Origin of the sequence: Mycobacterium leprae TN, assembly GCF_000195855.1 — a bacterium.
In the GTDB taxonomy this organism is placed as follows: domain Bacteria; phylum Actinomycetota; class Actinomycetes; order Mycobacteriales; family Mycobacteriaceae; genus Mycobacterium; species Mycobacterium leprae.
This window is the reverse complement of sequence record NC_002677.1, coordinates 2431960-2450454: the sequence shown is the minus strand read 5'-3', so window position 1 is coordinate 2450454 and position 18495 is coordinate 2431960. Positions and strand designations below refer to the sequence as shown.

The following is an 18495-nucleotide window of genomic DNA, read 5'->3' as shown; positions in this document are numbered from 1 at the left end:
CTTTTGCTAAATTAGGGCAGCCTTGCCTATTTTTGGCTGGTCGAGCGGCAATGACAGTGCTGGTGTCCTGAGGGCGGCCGTGACCCTCGGTTGACTCGCTACATTGTCTGCCTGGACAACTCCAGTATCTGTTGGTTGTGCTTTGATGCGCATAGGTGGATCCGGTGATGATGTAGACACGGGTCGATGTACCGAAAAGTTTGAGCACTAACGCACCATTTGACAGCGCGTTGGGGCTGCAGTTCACCGAATTAGCCTCGATGACGCCTGCGTCCAGTTCGAGGTGAAGCCCAAGCTATTGCAAGACTGATGGTCCTCGTGTCCGGCGGTGTCTACTGCTGATCATGCCAAAGCATGATCAGCATGGCGGCCTACACCTGGCTCAATAGTTGCTGCAGCTGCGGAAATGTGCTTGGGTGTCAACAATATTGATTTCCTTCGCTCCATCATCGGTTCTGGGGTGGCGTACACCACCAATCCATCGCAGCCGGCGTCAGCTAGTTATGGCTAGTCACACTGAGCCAACGACACCGAACACGAGGGTGACCTGCGGCCAGGTGGAGATTCCAGGACCTGTCCAACGACAGCTAAGCTTGGCTGCTCACAGCTAATCAGGGGGACAGGTTAACTGTCTAGCTCGCCCGCATGGTGGCCCTGTTAGCTGCCGCTGTACTCTGAGATTCGGCAGTCAACTCTGCCAGCTGTTCGAGCCGCGTTCGCGCGAAAGCTTGCTGCTCGGTAATGGTCAGCTGACCTCGCCGAGTGCTCAAAAAAGTCACCGTCCACGACAACAACGTGGTGATTTTGGTTTTGAAGCCGATTAAGTACATCAGATGCAGCACCAACCACATCAGCCAGGCGATAAAGCCGCTGAACTCTAGCGGACCGATCTTGGCTACCGCGGAAAACCGTGACACTGTGGCCATGGAGCCCTTGTCGAAGTACTGAAACGGCTCGCGTTCGGCTGGGTTGGCCTCACCGAGTTCAGCCTTTATGTTGTTTGCCACGTATTTAGCGCCCTGAATAGCACCCTGCGCGACTCCAGGCACGCCGTCGATGGCGGCCATGTCACCGACCACAAACACGTTTCGATATCCAGGGATGGACAGATCGGGCAGCACTTTCACCCGGCCAGCCCAGTCGAGTTCAACCAAGGACTGCTCGGCAAGGTCTCTTCCCAGCCGGCTTGCTGAGACCCCCGCTGACCACACCTTACAGGCCGATTCGATGCGCCGGACTGTGCCATCGGAGTCTTGGACTGTAATGCCATTGCGGTCCACATCTGTGACCATTGCACTCAGCTGGATCTCCACGCCCATCTTCTGCAATCGAGCGGCCGCACGCTGACCTAGTTTTTCGCCCATCGGCGGCAACACCGCGGGGGCAGCGTCGAGCAAAACTACCCGGGCCTTGGTTGAGTCGATGCGACGGAAGGCTCCCTTCAACGTATGGTCGGCCAATTCGGCGATTTGCCCAGCCATCTCGACACCGGTGGGGCCGGCTCCAACCACAGTGAATGTTAGCAGTTTCTCTCGTCGTTCCGGATCGTTTGACCGTTCGGCCTGCTCGAAGGCGCTCAAAATCCTCCCACGCAACTCCAGCGCGTCATCAATTGACTTCATACCGGGTGCGAATTCAGCGAATTGGTCGTTCCCGAAGTACGACTGGCCAGCTCCGGCCGCGACAATAAGGCTGTCATAGAGGGTTTCATAGGTGTGACCGAGTAACTCCGACACGACGCACTGGTTAGCTAAGTCAATGTGGGTTACATTGCCGAGCAGCACTTGGATGTTGCGCTGCTTACGCAAGACGACTCGGGTCGGCGGCGCGATTTCCCCCTCGGAGATGATGCCGGTGGCCACCTGGTATAGCAATGGCTGGAATAGGTGATGGGTGGTGCGGGCGATTAACTTAATGTCGACGTTGGCTCGCTTGAGCTTCTTCGCTGCGTTCAGACCACCAAATCCTGACCCGATGATGACGACTTGATGCCGGCGGTCCTGAGCAGCTGTGGCTGCTGGCTGGGCATTCATGTTCCGCTGCTCCTGACGGGACTCCGTGATGGTGACTGCAGTTAGCTACTAAGTACTAAGGTAGTCAAGCTGCTCTCCAGAATCTCAGGTGGGAGTGTGTGCAATTAGCCACACCGGCAGAGTAAGCTACCTGTGGTCACGGTGACGTGACAAGCTTGATGGCCGCGCCGATGCGGCACCCCCGCGGCAGGCCGACTAGCGTATGCAGCGCTTTGCCAGCTTTGTTGATGCTACCCGGCGTGTAGCTGGGCATATTGATACTTCAGACTTTCGATTCCCGCGTCGAGGACCTTGGCCTGGATCGGGTAGGCGATAGGCTCGGTGTTGCCTATCTCCATTCGTTGAGTCATCTCGGAGGGGATTTGGTCGACTTTCATGTTTTTGCCAATAATGGCTGTGATCAGCGTGTTGATTTCCAGCGTCACCGGATTGTGGCCGATTTTCCTCACACTGCCGCCGCATCATTTGCACCTTGCCTTGCCTTGTAGTGCGTCGAACCCGGCGATAACGTTGAAGTGTCGTGCGGCAAGCGGGATCGTTTTCTTCTCACCGCTGCCGCCGACCATCAGCGGAATGTGGTCGCGGAAGGGGGGGATTGGCCAGCACCTCATTGGTTGTGGTAGCAGTTGCCCGAGAAGCCGGGTGGATCGTTCTTGATTATTGGCAGGATGAATAAGATGAATCTGTAACACTTCGTCGAGCCGGTTGAATTTATCGGCGAGGGTGCTGAATTCGAGGCCGAAGTTGATCATGCTCGAGCTCGAACTAGTCGGTGCCGATGCCTAAAATCGCCCGGCTCTGCTGACCAAATCCAGTGTTAGTGTGGTGATGACGTTGGTCAGCAGGGATTGCCTTGCAGTTAGGTGTTGCCGGCTACCAAAGCGCCCAGCTTGCACGCGTTTGGCAGATAATAGCCAGCGCGCTGAAGGTGTTGAGGGTGGTGTTAGGCCTCGAACATTGGTTGGGTGGGTGAGCCTAACATTGGGTAGTTGGTAGAATTTGGCCCATGACTTGACTAAAGTCAAGTCGAATCCAGCCGGCTCGGCATCGTGTGCTTGGGCGATGACCGTCGTAAAAACTTTCTCCCCCGGGTAGCAGTTCAAAGTGGGGATCTGCAGACCAAGCGAATAGCCACAGTGTATCCTGTGGCTATGGGCTAACCGTTTTAACTAAGCTCACAGAGTTTTTCAGTTAAAAATGAGTTAGCGCGCCGTGGCTAACGTGCAGCGTCTGGCCGGTGATGTGGCGAGACGCCGGGGTAGTGAGGAACAACGCTAACCGGGTGATTTCCGTTGCGACGTGCGGAGGCATGCGTGAAAGGCCTTCATATCCGGCTTGAACGCTACGTCCACAGGCGATGGCATTGACCGTGATGCCACGAGTGCCGAAAACGCCCGCCTGGCCGGCCACCCAACTCGACAGTGCGGCTTTGATGGCTGCGTCGACACTGCCCGCTGGCGGGTTTTCCGCCAGCACGCCGATGATCGAACCGCCGGAGCGCAGATGATCACCAACGGACTGTACCGTCAGCACCGCCGAGAGCACCGTCGCGTCCAGCTCATTGTGCCAGGCATTGGCTGTATCGGATAGTGAGAAAGTGCGTGGGTCTCCGGTATCAAAGCCCAGCGTCGGAACATTGACGATGGTGTTTAGGTGACGGGGGAACAATCCGCGGGCTTCATCGAGGCTGGCTGGATCGGTAGTGTTGCAGACAATAGTGTCCACGTCTAGCTCCTTGGCGACGACCTCGAGGTCGGCTCGGCGCGGACCCACGAGGGTCACCTTGTGACCGTCGTTGCGAAAACCTTCAGCGATTGTGCGCCCCAGATCGGTGTTGCCCCCAGTAACCAGCACATCCACTGCCATGACCTCCTCGTGTTCACCGCTGAACGCAGACCCTGGCAGGTTAACGGCACCTATACTTTGCACTCGGCGCGGCGAACTTGGCTCTAGGATAGTGGCATCGGATCGTTGCCGAGTATCTCAGCGTGTTGTGGCGTCCATCTCGCTTAAATGTTACTAAACAGTAACCACTGGAGCTACTGAGCGAAATTCCGAATCACCGGAAGCCCTACACAAGTTGGGTGAACCCTAGCCCGCTTCGGGGTGCTCGCCGGTTTGGTATCGACGATGCTGCTGGGTGGATTGCTAGCTGGAACAGCGGCGTGCAGTTCGAACTCGCACTCGTCGTCACCATCCCAGCTACCCCAAATTTCCAGGTAGTTTGTGGTGTTCGCCGCGGCTCTGCTCGAGTCTGCGTTTACGCAGATCAGCAGCCAGTTCAAAGCAGACAATCCGGGTGTCAGCGTCGACGTCGAGTTCGCGGGTTGCTAGGAGCTTTCGACCCAGTTGCCCCAAGGCGCGAACGCGCGGACACCACGCAGATGGACACTGTCGCCAAGGTCCGATTATTGGTTAGCACATCGACAAACCTTTACCTCGAACACGTTGGTCATCGTGACTGTGGTGGGCAATCCGAAAAGATCGGGATCCTTCGCCGAACCTGGCTAAGCCGTAGTTCAGCGTGGTGGTGTGGTCGGCAGCCAGTGCCATGTGGGTCATCGACCCAGTGCATCGAAGACGTCATCGGCGTGCACTTAACTAATCAGTCGGTGAAGAACCCAAGCGTGACCGATGCCCTTAACAAGATTCACCACCGGACAGACCGACGTCCCGTTAGTCTATGGTACCGACGCGCGCAGTGTCGCAGGCAAGGGGACCACCATCAACTTTCCTGGAGGTTGCCGTTGCAGTGAATGTTTACTCCATTGCGGTGCTCAAGAAGGTGCCTTTACCCACGCTGGTGCAGAAGTCTCCAGGCGATGTTCATGGGTGAGGCAGGTCAGCAAATTCTGGCCCAGTCGGGCTTAGTCAAACTTTGACGACCAAAGTGCACCGATGTTCCCGTGGTACATATGTCCCCGCCGCAGCGGGGACCGTCTTTGTGGCATTGCTCCTGTTGGCGATAGCGATCGAGGTGGACTAGCCAGAATTTCTGGTCGTTGATCACCAGCTTTTTATCGAAGACGGCACTGTTGCTGAGCCTGGAGACCGTTGTCACGAGCACCGTGCTGTGTGTGCTGCTCGGGTGACCATAGCTGATACTGGCTCGCTGCGCGGCACGGCTTGTGCGGTTGCTGCGACTGCTGATTCTGCTGCCGCTGGTGTTGCCCCCGTGGTTAGTGGCATTGCGTTGCTCTAATGCATTCGGCCGACTCGGATTGATCGGGCGTTGTTTGCAAGCCTCCGACATTAGCATAGCGTTCAACAAGACTGCTGTGGTGATGGCGCACACTTTCATTTCGTTGTCGTTTCTGGGGATCTCCCACGGAGATGTTGCCCGTATCGTTGGAGCCGCTTATGAATATGAATGTGGTCGCTTATGAATATGAATGTGGTGGCGGTTATGCGCGGGGCGCGACCCAACACCGTCTGGTGGTGGGTCACGTTGTCGCTACTGTCTGGGATGGCGTCGGGGCAGTAATGGCATTTGCCCTTTCGCTGGGGGAGTTTGGCGCGACACTGAACTCCTTGCCGGCTCCCGGCAAGGAGTCACTCGCACGCCGCCGCTCGAAATCTAACTACAGCGGGTGACCGACGCGGACCCGGCTGTGGCACTGTCGATCCTGCTTGTGGTAGGGGCAGCGCTGGTGGTCCTGGGCTTGGTTGTTCGCGGAATGACCTTGGCCGATACGAGGTAGCCACTGTGAGCGAGTTACAGCTTCCGCCGGTCGTGACAGACTGCCATCTGAATGTCGAGTTCTCGGTAGTTCCGGGCGAGGTGCTTGCCGTACTTGGAGCCAAAGGTGCGGGCAAGTCCACCGCCCTGCAAGTTATCGCCGGCCTGTTTGCCCCGTAGTGGGTCTGGTGCGCTTGGGGGACCGCGTGTTGACCGACACTGCAGCCGGGGTGAATGTGGCAACGCATGATCGTCGGGCCGGGTTGCTTTTGCAGTATCCGTTGCTGTTAACGCACATTCATGACTGTCACGGCCAACGTGGCTTTCGGACCGCGCAGCCATAACAAGATGTTAAGCATGCTACGGACCGTCGGCGTCCAGGACAAGGCTCTATATATCTATCGGGGTAAGGCATATATCTATCGGGGTAAGGCGCTAGGGTTGGCTGCTCCAGGTGAACAGCTGAGCAGGGCGCCGACCGCAAACCATGGCAACTGTCATGTGGTCAAACGCAGTGGGTCGTTATTGTACGCGCATTGGCTGCCCAACCGGAGGTTCTACTCCTCGACGAGCCGCTAACTAGGCTTGATGTGGCCGTGGCCACTGCTATCCGCCCGGTGTTGCGCAGCCCGGCTAACCCCGAAGCGGCTGCGCCATCATCCTGGTAACCCACCAGCTGTTGTATGTGGTCACCATGGCCGATCTGAATGCTAGTACTTGAGTCCGGCAGGATTTCCGCGATCGGGAAGGTCGCCGATCTGCTTGGTGCGTCGTGCAATCATTGCGGCGCCTGGATCGCAGGCGTCAAACTGGTCAATGGAACCGTCGGTACCGACGGTTCGCAGCCGCTGTGTTCGCGCCTACCGCGGTTGCCGTTCAGTGCGATTCGTCGCATGGACAGCCCACGCACTACCGTCGAACTTACTGTGGTGGCATTAGATACCTCGGGGCGGGGGGAGGGGGACTCGCTTGTCCTTGGTTCGCGGTCCGAAGCAACCTTATGGGGCTCTTAGCCTGGCCGCGGAAATCATCGTCGACGCCAACACGGGAGTTACGGCTGATGCCCGAAGAGCGTGTGTGGGTCAATGTCAAAGCTCATAAAGTGGCGTTGTACTCGGCGCTGCAGCGATGCGTCCAATCGTGAACCGGCACGTCTCGAACTGGCAAACCGGAAAACCCCCACCGCACATAAGCAAGCCGTCCTTGCGTCGCAGTAGTAACACGGTAGGTTCGTCGCCATGAATCAGGTTGACCTGGACTCGACACATCGCAAAGGATTGTGGGCGATACTGGCGATTGCCGTGGTGGCCAGCGCCAGTGCCTTTACGATGCCGTTGCCTGCGGCCGCCAACGCCGATCCCGCGCCCCTGCCGCCATCGACGGCTACGGCAGCTCCCTCACCTGCGCAGGAGATCATTACACCCCTTCCAGGCGCCCCTGTCTCGTCCGAAGCCCAACCGGGTGATCCCAATGCGCCGTCGCTCGATCCGAATGCACCATACCCACTTGCAGTCGATCCCAACGCCGGCCGAATCACCAACGCTGTCGGTGGATTTAGCTTCGTCCTTCCTGCCGGTTGGGTGGAGTCAGAGGCTTCACATCTTGACTACGGTTCGGTGCTGCTCAGCAAAGCCATCGAGCAGCCGCCCGTGCTTGGTCAGCCGACGGTGGTCGCTACCGACACCCGTATAGTGCTCGGCCGGCTGGACCAAAAGCTCTACGCCAGTGCCGAAGCCGACAACATTAAGGCCGCGGTCCGACTGGGCTCGGATATGGGTGAGTTCTACCTGCCATACCCCGGTACGCGGATCAACCAAGAAACCATTCCGCTCCACGCCAACGGGATAGCTGGAAGCGCCTCCTACTACGAGGTCAAATTCAGCGATCCCAATAAGCCAATTGGCCAAATATGTACGAGCGTAGTCGGCTCGCCAGCGGCGAGTACCCCTGACGTGGGGCCCTCGCAGCGTTGGTTTGTGGTATGGCTCGGAACCTCGAATAACCCGGTGGACAAGGGCGCAGCCAAAGAGCTGGCTGAGTCTATCCGGTCAGAGATGGCTCCGATCCCGGCGTCGGTTTCCGCTCCGGCACCTGTTGGATAGGCCATCCGACATCCACTCCGCTGCCACTGCGGACCGTGTTTCCTTGACCCGCCGCCCGCAGAGCAAACCACTGTCGACAATAGGCACTCATCGGTGTATACCCACATTACAGCCCCGCATCTGCGCTGAGCTATGCCATCGAGTGCAAGGAGATTACACATGGACGTCATGGCAGCTACCGAGTACCTCGCCCGCTCAACGACGTTGACTAGTGTTGGCTGGATTGGTTACATCATTATCGGTGGTATAGCGGGCTGGATCGCAGGCAAAATCGTTCAAGGCGGCGGATCGGGCATCTTGATGAACATCGTTATCGGTGTTGTAGGCGCGTTGATCGGCGGCTTTTTACTGAGCTTCTTCGTTAACACCGCTGCCGGCGGTTGGTGGTTCACTTTGTTCACTTCGATCCTAGGCTCGGTGATCCTGCTTTGGGTTGTCGGCAGGGTACGAAAGACCTAACTTGGCTGTGATGACTTCAACTGGTCGCCGGCGGATCACGACATGATGGCGTGATGGCCTCGAAAGTGACCAGGATGATGCATGCGTGGCGGGTGCGTCGGCCCGGCCCGATACAAACCAGCCCGCTCGAGTGGGTTACCACCGAGGTGCCGTGTCCCGAACCGTCTGAACTTCTGGTTGCTGTACGTGCGTGTGGGGTATGTCGTACCGATCTGCATGTCGCTGAGGGTGACCTCCCCGTGCACCGCGAGCACGTGACTCCCGGCCACGAGGTAGTGGGGGAGGTCTTGGGGGTGGGATCGGACGTGGATGCGGCCGCTGGGTTCGATGTGGGGGACCGGGTAGGCATAGCCTGGTTGCGCTACACCTGCGGCGTGTGCAACTATTGCCGTAGCGGTACCGAGAACCTGTGTGTGCAGTCCCGCTATACCGGCTGGGATGTCGACGGTGGATACGCCGAATTTACTACTGTTCCTGCGGCTTTCGCACATCACCTACCGAGCGGCTATAGTGACTGCGAGCTTGCGCCGTTGTTGTGTGCCGGCATCATCGGGTACCGATCGTTGCTGCGATCCGAGTTACCGCCGGGCGGCCGGTTAGGTATCTACGGCTTTGGGGGCAGCGCTCACATCGCAGCACAGGTTGCCTTGGTGCAAGGCGCAGAGGTGCATGTTATGACCCGCGGAGCCCGGGCGCAGGAGCTGGCGTTAGAACTCGGCGCTGCGTCGGCTCAAGGCGTCGCTGATCTGCCGCCGGTACCGCTGGATGCCGCGATCGTGTTCGCGCCGGTTGGTGATCTAGTGCTGCCCGCGTGCGAGGCGCTGAACCGCGGCGGCACCCTGGCGATCGCAGGGATTCATCTTTCCGATATTCCGCAGCTGAACTACCAGCGACACTTGTTTCAAGAGCGTCAGATTCGGTCGGTGACATCGAACACTAGGGCTGATGCCCGTGCGTTCCTCGACTTCGCGGCCCAGCATCACATCGCGGTCACCACGCCGGAATATCCGCTTGAGCAAGCCGATCAGGCGCTGACCGATCTCAGCGTCGGCCGCATCTCAGGCGCTGCTGTGCTGCTGGCGTAACCGAGTCAAGTCGATAGATGCCAGACCAACGCAGCTACTAGGTCACCCAATTCGTTCAGTGACCCATATAGCGCTATCGGCTCAAGAGGCTATCGCTACGTCGGCGCAGCCAGCTGAAGAGGAACCCTGCTAAGCCGGTAGCCGGCATTGCCAGTGTTACCCCGGCGAACATTAGGACGATCCCGTAGCCGAGTAAAGTCTATATTGCTGTTCGTCAACTCCAACGTATGTCGTGACATGGCAAAGATCAAACGGCAGTGAGGTTGCAACCATAACGCTACGGAATCCCCAGGCCCGGTTCAACGTGCCGTGCAGTACATACACCTCGAGGGGCCAGCTTTTCAGGGATCACGGTTTGCAGTGTAATGAAGACCATCGAGGCGGTCAGCGTGCCGGATATCTCAGAGATCCGAGCGTAATGATTGTTCATGAACGTCAGCCGAATCATCGGGAACAGGACACCGACGGAAAGCTATTAACGCCATGATCACCACGGCGGCCAGCGTATAATTTACGCTGGACTTCCAGTTTTCCCGGGCAAGACCCAATTCAGCCCAGTTGAAACCATTGCAGGGCACCGACGTCACCAGTACGAACGCGCCAATAGGGATGGTAGTGATGCTTGCCTATGTCGTGGTTAAGTGCGCGATCAGGTTCGTTGGCACCTGCACCAGCACCCACGATGACGGCGACCTGGTTCCGGAACTGGTGCAGCGCCGAGATGCGACATTAGCGGGTGGGTGTCAACTTTAGTCGTAATGACGCGCAAGACGAGTTCGACGGTCACCTTGTTATCGGAGTGGGTCGGAGTGGGTGGGTAATCGATCGTGATCATGTCGCCGACGCGCACTGTTGCGGACGATATCACCCGTACGTAGGCACCAGGTTTCCCCGCTTGGGTGAAGGTCTTGATCCACTGGCTCAAATTCAGGCATCCTTGAAACTTGCGACACAGTATCAGCGGCGTTGAGACTTCCAAGCGCCTTCCGGCCGCCGCGGGTTGGTTGAGCACATTGGCCCAGTGCCCGGTGCGTATCCGGATGGTAAACAGCGGGTGTTCGGCAGAAGTGAGATAACCGACCGCGTAGACGTCAGGATCGTTGGTACGTAGCGGATGCGTCGACGAGCACACGCCATCGCTATCTATTGATAGCCTGGCTTGTTCGACGAGTTCGATGTTCGGTTTGGTGCCGACGGCCACCAGCACCGCATCTGCGGCAACCGTGGATCTGTCGCGCATCTTGACCCCAGTGGCTTTGTCATCCGCTCCGTCGGCCCTGGTGATTTCCTCGACCTGCGTCTGTAACTGTAGATTCACTCCGCGATCGCGATGCAGGGCGGCGAACATTTCACCTACGGTTTTGTGTCGAGCGCAGCCACCAGTGATTGTTTGGCTGTTTTGACGACAGTGACGTTGACCCCGCGCTGCAGGACGGCGGCAGCCATTTCACAACACAATCTACCTACTTAGTTGTTCCCAGCACAGCGAGAGAATACCCTTCGAAAAGAACAGAATTCATCGACTAAGCATCTTTATTTAGGTGTGTAGATAGTGGACTCCGGCCGCGTCGGATACAGGTATAGCTGGGTGCCGCGACGCCGATCTGGTTGCCAACAACAGCTTGTCGTCCTGCACCGCAGCTCCGTCGGATAGCCCGACGGTGGTATGTGGCATGATCTGACGACAATACTCGTGCGCCGATTCTCGGGTTGACATCGTGTTAGCGGTACCGATAGACCGTCTGGACGGTGAAGCTGCTTGGTGACTTTTTGCCGGCCGGATGCTTTTTGTTATGGCGGAGATCGCTCGTAGGGCAGCTGTTGCTCCTCGGTGAGCGCAGTGACTTACCGTTAAAGTCACTGTCGTGCAACGTTTTTACTGCTTTGCCTCCAGCAAGTCCTCTGCCAACAATGACGAATGTGATCGAGTTGGCTATGGTCGCTGCTCCATATCTGTTGTCCAAGCCCCCCTAGTCTACTACGGGATGGAGTCAAGGATTATCCGGCCACGTGCTGGGTTACGTCGTGGTCGAGCGTCGACCTGACTAGATTGGCAGCCAGACAAGCATGAGTGCGCGGTGCCAAGGTATCCAGTTTTGCCGGGTTGTTGGGCAGTCCTGATATTTTGGTTGTCGCTATGGCGCGTTCACCGAAGTACGGTCGCACCCTGTCCATATATCTTGGACTTCGTTTAGATAAATGTCAGCACTAGTTATTGCTAATCCCTTTCAACTTCTTGATAGAGTTGCTTCGCTTAGCCGTAGGAACATCGTTGCGGCTATAATGGGTCATTTAGCGAAGATTATTCGTGTACTCGTCGTGGATGTGCTACGCGATGTCGGTCGCTGGACCGGGCTGGGTGGACGAGCTTTCGTCATAACGCACTTAGTGAGCCCGACCAAATGCGCTGATCATAGTACGCTGGCCGGATGTCAGCACGGCCTGCTGCGTACGCAGGCCGGCTTCGAACAGTGCCTGCGCGTCGCGCACCGCCATCGTCGTATCAATCGGCTTGCTAGCAAACATGCACAGCACCAGCAACCGGATCAATGGCAAGCCAATGCCGCTGATCCGGATTCCCGCTTCGGCCGAGTATGTGGTTCAGTTGACCTTCAGCAGTCGTCGTACCCAGTGTGCTGGTTGCTGGGTACGACGTACCCCGTACCGTGATGCCCATGTTTACAAACATATGGCACCGTCCTGGTGGACGTAAACTTACCGAAGGTATTGTTTTGGCTTGAGTGATCTCGCATAGTCTGCTCCGCAACTAACTCAGGATTGCAGTTTGCTTTTGGTCTTCACTTCGTCCGCGTCAATGTGTAAACAACCTCGGGCTTTTCGACCGGCCATAACCATCGAGCTGACATGTTCCCGGTCAAGCAGCTGCTCGGTGTTTTTTTGGCAGCACCAGCAACCCTCCCTGGCCGTTAACAGCCACCGATTGTATGGCTGTTAATTCATAATGCCAGCCCACCGAACATTCGCTTCTCCTTGACGCCGCGTTCCGGACCAAACAGTTTGCTAATCTGGTTGGCTAGATCTTACTTTTGTGCGTTCGCACAGCGGTGTTAGCCTTGATGTTGTAGACGTAATCCGAATACTCGCTGTTTTCGCAAACCATTCCGAACTGGTTGTCTACCGGGTGAACACCGGCTGCGGTCCGCCACGGCTGACCAGTTTTACGGCGAATAGTTTCCAGCATTGTCCTCGGCAGCTGGTGACCTAATGAATTGACCACCAGCCATTGAATGCTGTAAATTACCTTCTGTTTCAAATCCCACAAATTGGTCATGACTGTGATTGTCTCAAATACTACGATGACGCGGCGGCAAACGTGTGTCGGTCTGCGTTTCAGCGACACGCTATTCCTGGCGTTATCTGCCGGGATGGAAAACGCCAACGAAAATATCAACCCAGCAATGTGGCAGCGGGAGCTGCAAAGTGTGGAGGAGGCTATCTGAAAGCGGTTCGAGCTTGACGGACGAGTTGTGCAACCATCGTGACCAGGATGATCCCAAACAGGGGTTCGGTAGTAATCGTCGAAAATTTTTAGGAAACAATCGATTTATGTCAAAGGTTGAGCACGCGACGAAGTCTGCGGTCGACCTTCGTACATCAAGCCCGACGGTATTTCCCTGATTAGATCGGCTTTGTGCAGAGTAACAAGTGCGGTGACGTTGACGACCGAGTCGTGTGGCAATCCTGCTATGGATAGTGGTTAGGAACATGCTGCCTGGCATGGTTGCTCGCCTTGTACGGGCCGGCTATCACGGCGGCTAACACCGCGATAAGGCGACTGGCGTTGTACAAATCGGATTGGATCGCGACCACCGGACGACGTTTGCCAGGTCCGTTACCAGAGAGCGCGCCGAGATCGGCCCAGTAGATATCTACCGCGGGTGATCATCACCCGCCGTGGTGGCTGTCGGGCACCAGGTGCCCGACAGCCACCACGGCGGCTTCCATGTCATCGCTGTCATCAGGTCCATAACCCAGGTACGCCAAAACGTTGTCAATTTGTCTGGTCAAAGATTGGCCGTCCCATTTGTCCATTTAGCGCTATGCGGCTCGTGTGAAGAACTCCGACCGGCTCATGCGGAGATCACGCGCTTGCCACGAAACGTGATCGAACGTATCATCTGGTACGGAAATTAGTGGTCTTCATAGTCTATATTAGAGTAGAGCTCGCTCCGAACCTAACGAGACGAAGCCCAGTGAGCTCTGCGATGATTGAGGCTGGTTGCTTCGATGCGGGGTAAGAAACACTGCGGCGCCCGCGTCACGTTAGTTACGTCATGCTGGTGGTTCAATGGGGCCCAGTCGCTGTAGTTGCGTCACATGTCTGGGCGAGAGTTCCTCTAAACAGGTCACACCTAAAAGTTGCATCGTGCGGATCACCCCGCTTTCCAGGATTTCGATCGCGCGCCTGACGCCCGCTTCGCCACCGGCCATCAACCCGTAGAGGTAGGCTCGCCCGACCAGTGTGCACCGGGCTCCCAGTGCAATTGCTGCCACAATGTCAGCGCCGGACATGATACCGGTATCTAACAGTATCTCGGTGTCCTTGCCGAATTCACGCGCCACCGTAGGTAGTAGATGGAAGGGCACCGGTGCCCGGTCAAGTTGCCGCCCGCCGTGATTGGACAACACGACACCGTCGATACCGCGCTCAACGACGGCGCGAGCGTCGTCGAGCGTCTGGATTCCTTTCACTACGAACTTGCCGGGCCATTGGGTTTTAATCCACGCCAGATCGTCAAAAGTGACGCTGGGGTCGAACATGGTGTTTAAGTAATCGCTGACAGTGCCCGACCAGCGATCTAACGATGCGAATGCCAGAGGCTCGGTAGTCAACAAGTCAATCCACCAGCGCGGGTGTGGCAGCGCGTCGAACACAGTTCGCAGTGTTAACGCCGGCGGGATCGACATGCCGTTGCGGGTGTCACGTAACCGCGCGCCGGCGACCGGAACGTCGACCGTGACCAGCAGGGCATCGTACCCTGCGTCGGCGGCGCGCTCGACCAACGCCATTGAGCGGTCACGATCCCGCCACATGTACAGCTGAAACCATTTGCGGCCCTGCGGAACGGCGGCCACTACATCTTCGATCGCAGAGGTGGCGAGAGTGGATAACGAAAATGGGATCCCGGCTGCAGCAGCAGCCCGCGCGCCGGCAATCTCACCCTCGGTATGCATCAACCGAGTGAATCCGGTTGGCGCGATTCCGAACGGCAACAAGACCGAATGCCCGAGCACATCCCATCCGGCGCATACGTTCGTGACATCACGCAAGATAGCCGGGTGAAACTCGATGTCGCGGAAGGCTTGTTGGGCTCGTTTAATGGATAGCTCGTCCTCGGCGGCGCCATCGGTATAGTCGAACGCGGCCTTTGGGGTGCGCTGTTTGGCAATGCACCGCAGATCCTGAATGGTCAGCGCGGCCTCGAGGCGGCGTTTGGTCGCTCCGAATTTGGGCCGTTTGAACTGGATCAGCGGGGCCAGGTCGTGGACTCTGGGCATCCGCCGTTTGGCTGCCATCGTTTCCCATCCTTACTGTGGTCGACCCATGCTCGCCTGGGCAATCTAACCTATGTTGGTTGCAAGATCTACCAGCCGTGAGCCTCGCCGACCACCGAGCCGACGATCTCTTGGGGCAGTGTTGCTGATCTGGCGACAAAGTGTGCTTGCTTGGTGACCATCTCAGCCAGCACTAGGTGCAACGGCTCGTTGTCCATGTTGGATGTGACCAGCAGTGCTTCCCGCAGATTCCGGCCATTGCGTAGCTGATAGACGTAGTTCCGGTTGTCCAGCCGCAGGGCGACAGTCGATGCAGAAGTGCAGCTACGGGTGGCGCCGACGCAGCCCGATCAGATACTGGTGCAGCGCCCACGCATGGACGCCGAATACATCTAATTGCATTGGGGGAGAGAAGAACTCCGGAAGTACCGCGTCGTCAACGCCGTAGCGTTCTTCCTTGAGACCGCGAAACCCGAACTCGTCGCCGGCGTACACGCTGGGTACGCCGGCGACGGTCAGCAAGATTATTAGCGCATGGGTCAGATGTTCAGGCTGTCCAAGCTGGCTGGCGATACGGCTCACATCGTGGTTACAGCTGAAGTTCAGCAGCGCAAAGCTCGGCAGCAACTTGTTGTTTCGTTGCAGCGCCTAACCCAGCTCGATGAAGTTGCCATCGCTGCGGCTGCTCTAGAGCTCTTTCCACAGCTCGTATTGGGTGACGGAGTTGCATCCGGCGGAGCCGGCCACGGATGCATAATCGCTGTGAATGAACTCGCCGACGCACCAAGCATCCGGATGCAGTTCGCAGACTTTTGGTACTGTTGTATTCCAGAATACTTGCTGTACAGCATAAGTTGCATTTAGTCGCTAACTGTCAGCGCCACGCTGCAATCAGTGCCCCATGCCGTTGGTGACGTAGTCTGCAACCTTCGAGGTTATCGTGGTTGAGGGTCACGAGGCCGGAGTGCCCCTTGAGCGTGTGTTGAGTGTGTGGAAACGATCGTGCTCCCCGAAACTAGCGTGCCGACGCCGCTGTTGTGCGGTGCATTGCGGATAGTGTTTCCAGTGCACGCTGACGTCATTAAACATGCTGTCGAGCAGAACACGCAGGCCCCGGCGGTGCGCTTCGGCGAGCAGTTAGTCGAAGTCGGCGTCGTCACCGAGCCTGGGATCGATACATGTAGTGGTCGGTGGTGTCGTAGCCATCTGTGACTCAGGGAAAGATCGATTCCCCAACGCAATCCCAGATGCCCCCGAATATTCGATGGTGTGATCAAACCAGCCGACCAGCAGCCGCAGCTAATGAGCTAATGTTCGCCTGGGCCCGGTAGGCCCAGTGACGGGGCGCGAGGAAGGGGCCTAAGAAACCCAGCGTATAGACCTGCTACCAGAATCACATTAAGTGGAACCGCGTGGGCACCTTCACCGCGCTGATGATCAGCCGATCGTGGACAGTATCTCAGCGGTGGTAATCCACTGTGCTACATCGGAAACAATAACTGCGTGACCTTACAACGCTTCCGATAACGCCTTTCGATCCGTACCTGCTTCACGCAGCGTGTGCTCATGGTCTACAACGCAGTGCGAGCACCCATTGATCGGCGATACCGCAGAGGACTACTGCTCGAAAGCGTCTTGTGTCGACTCCCGGGTTGGCGATGATATTCATCCGCAACTCAGAATGCAGATCGCCATGTTGACTGTCGAGGAAGCCACGGCCGAGGTAGAACCCGGACGAATTGGCTGCTTCGGCGGTCGACTCTAGGGTAGGCATTTGCGCGTTCCGCGTCGCTGCAACGTTATGGAACAGCGTGCCCTATAGCTGCTTCTCGTTCAGTACGGTGTTGCGGGCGATTGAGCCCAGGATGAGCTTGAAGTTCTTGGTGTACTCCGGCAGCGCGACCTTGAGGTCCTCGATGCTCATATGCCTTCCAATCTAAGTTGGAGATCAGGCCTGCCCCGGTCAGGCTGACGTCTTGAGCAATTCAGTCGCGTTCAGAGTCGGGTCGCCCTTGCGCCAGTTGCATGCACACAGTTGGTCGGATTGTAGGGCATCGAGCACCCGCAGCACCTCTTCCACGTTGCGTCCCACGGAACCCGCGGTGACCGAGACGAACTGGATATCGTTGTCGGGATCGACGATGAACGTCACACGGTCAGCAACACCATCGGCGTTGAGTGCTCCGCTGGCCGCAGAAAGCTCCCGCTTGATGTCCGAGAGCATCGGGAAGGGAAGCCGCTTGAGGTCCTCGTGCTGTGCACGCCACTGGAAGTGCACGAATTCGCTGTCGATCGAAACTCCGAGAATCTGCGCTCCACGGCCTTCGAACTCTTCGTTCAGCTTGCCGAACGCCGCGATTTCGGTCGGACAAATGAAGGTGAAGTCCTTCGGCCAGAAGAACACTACGCGCCACTTGCCTGGGTGGCTGTCACTGGAGACGGTGGTGAAGTAGTCACCAGGCTGCTGTGCGTCAACCTTTGATAAGTCGCCGCCGATCAGCGCGGTGAGTTGGTAGGCGGGGAACTGTTGGCCAATTGATAGCAATGACATATCCGATCCTTGTTTGGATTGATTCAAAATCAGATTTTTACACTATCCTTCAAGGTTGCCGTGAGTTTGGTCTGAAGTAAAGGTGATATATCACACTATACTTATCGGTATGAGTGATAAGAGTTATCAGCCCACCATCGCTGGGCTTCGCGCCTTTGTCGCAGTGGTTGAGAAGGGTCACTTCAGCGCCGCGGCAAGCTTTCTCGGCGTGAGGCAGTCGACGTTGTCGCAGGCGTTAGCGGCGCTGGAGTCCGGACTTGGTGTGCAGCTGATCGAACGTTCTACCCGACGGGTTTTCGTGACGACGCAGGGTAGGCACCTACTACCACGCGCCCAGGCTGCGATCGAGGCGATGGACGCGTTCACCGCAGCAGCTGCCGGCGAATCGGATCCGCTGCGAGGTGGCATGCGCCTTGGACTGATTCCCACCGTGGCGCCGTATGTGCTGCCGACGATGTTGACTGGACTCACCCATCGGCTGCCGACGTTAACCTTGCGAGTGGTCGAGGACCAGACAGAGCACCTGCTGACCGCGTTGCGTGAGGGGGCATTAGATGCTGCAATGATCGCCTTACCGGTTGAAACTGCCGGGATTGCCGAGATACCAATCTATGATGAGGATTTTGTCCTCGCGCTACCCCCAGGGCATCCGCTTTCCGGCAAGCGCCGGGTGCCGACAACGGCACTGGCGCAATTGCCGCTGTTGTTGTTGGATGAGGGTCATTGCTTGCGAGACCAGACCCTCGATATCTGCCGGAAATCGGGAGTGCAGGCCGAGCTGGCTAACACCCGCGCAGCGTCGTTGGCGACCGCTGTGCAATGCGTGACCGGCGGGTTGGGGGTGACGCTGCTCCCGCAGAGTGCTGCGCCTGTCGAGTCGGTGCGTAGCAAACTTGGACTTGCCCAGTTCGCTGCCCCCTGCCCCGGGAGACGGATTGGTCTGGCTTTCCGCTCCGCTAGCGGTCGCAGTGCTTCCTATCGGCAGATTGCCAAGATCATTGGTGAGTTGATTAGTACAGAGCATCATGTGCGGCTGGTCGCATAGCAGTTCGGGTACCGGCAAACCAGA

The 18495-nt window shown here is 57.4% G+C and carries 13 protein-coding genes and 11 pseudogenes; 9 read left to right on the top strand and 15 right to left on the bottom strand.

The window, feature by feature from the left end:
- Positions 1-632: 632 nt before the first annotated feature.
- The 4 genes from ML_RS10535 to ML_RS10525 all read right to left on the bottom strand — a co-directional run bounded on the left by ML_RS10535 (position 633) and on the right by ML_RS10525 (position 3899).
- Positions 633-2033, bottom strand: coding sequence for an NAD(P)/FAD-dependent oxidoreductase (locus tag ML_RS10535; RefSeq protein WP_010908694.1), 1401 nt, complete (start codon positions 2031-2033; stop codon positions 633-635).
- 230 nt (positions 2034-2263) lie between these two features.
- Entirely contained in the window at positions 2264-2482 is a 219-nt protein-coding gene (locus ML_RS16515; protein ID WP_231846608.1) for a hypothetical protein, read from the bottom strand.
- 12 nt (positions 2483-2494) lie between these two features.
- Positions 2495-2785 carry an LLM class oxidoreductase gene (locus tag ML_RS16510; RefSeq protein ID WP_231846607.1) on the bottom strand — a complete coding sequence of 97 codons (291 nt, stop codon included), beginning with the start codon at positions 2783-2785 and terminating at the stop codon, positions 2495-2497.
- Positions 2786-3224: 439 nt separating this feature from the next.
- Positions 3225-3899: an SDR family oxidoreductase gene (locus ML_RS10525; RefSeq protein ID WP_010908693.1), complete on the bottom strand. Its 675-nt coding sequence runs from the start codon at positions 3897-3899 to the stop codon at positions 3225-3227.
- Between the two features lie 264 nt (positions 3900-4163).
- Between ML_RS10525 and ML_RS19425 the strand changes: the two are divergent.
- From ML_RS19425 to ML_RS10495, 6 genes and pseudogenes are all read left to right on the top strand, one after another.
- Positions 4164-4915: pseudogene (locus ML_RS19425) on the top strand (substrate-binding domain-containing protein).
- 8 nt (positions 4916-4923) lie between these two features.
- Positions 4924-5734: pseudogene (locus ML_RS10520) on the top strand (ABC transporter permease).
- Between the two features lie 5 nt (positions 5735-5739).
- Positions 5740-6856, top strand: a pseudogene (locus tag ML_RS18110) (ATP-binding cassette domain-containing protein).
- 94 nt (positions 6857-6950) lie between these two features.
- A complete protein-coding gene (locus ML_RS10505; protein ID WP_010908692.1) occupies positions 6951-7814 on the top strand; it encodes an alanine and proline-rich secreted protein Apa in 864 nt (287 codons plus the stop codon).
- A 159-nt stretch (positions 7815-7973) separates the two neighbouring features.
- Complete coding sequence (locus tag ML_RS10500) at positions 7974-8273, top strand: GlsB/YeaQ/YmgE family stress response membrane protein (protein WP_010908691.1); 300 nt, start codon at positions 7974-7976, stop codon at positions 8271-8273.
- A 53-nt stretch (positions 8274-8326) separates the two neighbouring features.
- Positions 8327-9358: a zinc-binding alcohol dehydrogenase family protein gene (locus tag ML_RS10495; protein ID WP_041323130.1), complete on the top strand. Its 1032-nt coding sequence runs from the start codon at positions 8327-8329 to the stop codon at positions 9356-9358.
- Between the two features lie 5 nt (positions 9359-9363).
- Here ML_RS10495 and ML_RS16505 read toward each other — a convergent pair.
- The 6 pseudogenes from ML_RS16505 to ML_RS10480 all read right to left on the bottom strand — a co-directional run.
- Positions 9364-10081, bottom strand: a pseudogene (locus tag ML_RS16505) (CPBP family glutamic-type intramembrane protease).
- Positions 10082-10196: 115 nt separating this feature from the next.
- A pseudogene (locus tag ML_RS19420) lies at positions 10197-10370 on the bottom strand (MOSC domain-containing protein); the annotation flags it as partial.
- Positions 10347-11295, bottom strand: a pseudogene (locus tag ML_RS19415) (FAD-dependent oxidoreductase); the annotation flags it as partial. The pseudogenes ML_RS19415 and ML_RS19420, both read right to left, overlap by 24 nt.
- Positions 11296-11356: 61 nt before the next feature.
- Positions 11357-11977 (bottom strand): annotated as a pseudogene (locus ML_RS10485) (endonuclease).
- 153 nt (positions 11978-12130) lie between these two features.
- Positions 12131-12384, bottom strand: a pseudogene (locus tag ML_RS16500) (TfoX/Sxy family protein).
- A 29-nt stretch (positions 12385-12413) separates the two neighbouring features.
- A pseudogene (locus tag ML_RS10480) lies at positions 12414-12650 on the bottom strand (nitroreductase/quinone reductase family protein); the annotation flags it as partial.
- A 25-nt stretch (positions 12651-12675) separates the two neighbouring features.
- Here ML_RS10480 and ML_RS16495 point away from each other — a divergent pair.
- Complete coding sequence (locus tag ML_RS16495) at positions 12676-12819, top strand: hypothetical protein (protein ID WP_197492933.1); 144 nt, start codon at positions 12676-12678, stop codon at positions 12817-12819.
- 109 nt (positions 12820-12928) lie between these two features.
- On the opposite strand, the pseudogene ML_RS10475 reads toward ML_RS16495, so the two are convergent.
- The 3 genes and pseudogenes from ML_RS10475 to ML_RS19410 all read right to left on the bottom strand — a co-directional run bounded on the left by ML_RS10475 (position 12929) and on the right by ML_RS19410 (position 15502).
- Positions 12929-13246 (bottom strand): annotated as a pseudogene (locus tag ML_RS10475) (type II toxin-antitoxin system PemK/MazF family toxin).
- 405 nt (positions 13247-13651) lie between these two features.
- On the bottom strand, positions 13652-14896 hold the full coding sequence (locus tag ML_RS10470) for an alpha-hydroxy acid oxidase (protein ID WP_010908688.1): 1245 nt from the start codon (positions 14894-14896) through the stop codon (positions 13652-13654).
- Between the two features lie 303 nt (positions 14897-15199).
- A complete protein-coding gene (locus tag ML_RS19410; protein WP_231846606.1) occupies positions 15200-15502 on the bottom strand; it encodes an alpha-amylase family glycosyl hydrolase in 303 nt (100 codons plus the stop codon).
- Positions 15503-15865: 363 nt separating this feature from the next.
- Here ML_RS19410 and ML_RS19405 point away from each other — a divergent pair, with 363 nt between their 5' ends.
- Positions 15866-16087 carry a hypothetical protein gene (locus ML_RS19405; RefSeq protein ID WP_010908686.1) on the top strand — a complete coding sequence of 74 codons (222 nt, stop codon included), beginning with the start codon at positions 15866-15868 and terminating at the stop codon, positions 16085-16087.
- A gap of 225 nt (positions 16088-16312) precedes the next feature.
- Here ML_RS19405 and ML_RS10455 read toward each other — a convergent pair.
- Both ML_RS10455 and ML_RS10450 read right to left on the bottom strand, forming a co-directional pair.
- Positions 16313-16799: pseudogene (locus ML_RS10455) on the bottom strand (carboxymuconolactone decarboxylase family protein).
- A gap of 39 nt (positions 16800-16838) precedes the next feature.
- Positions 16839-17426, bottom strand: coding sequence for a peroxiredoxin (locus ML_RS10450; protein WP_010908685.1), 588 nt, complete (start codon positions 17424-17426; stop codon positions 16839-16841).
- A 109-nt stretch (positions 17427-17535) separates the two neighbouring features.
- Between ML_RS10450 and ML_RS10445 the strand changes: the two genes are divergently transcribed.
- Positions 17536-18471, top strand: a complete 936-nt coding sequence (locus ML_RS10445) for a hydrogen peroxide-inducible genes activator (protein WP_010908684.1) — start codon at positions 17536-17538, stop codon at positions 18469-18471.
- Positions 18472-18495: the final 24 nt, after the last annotated feature.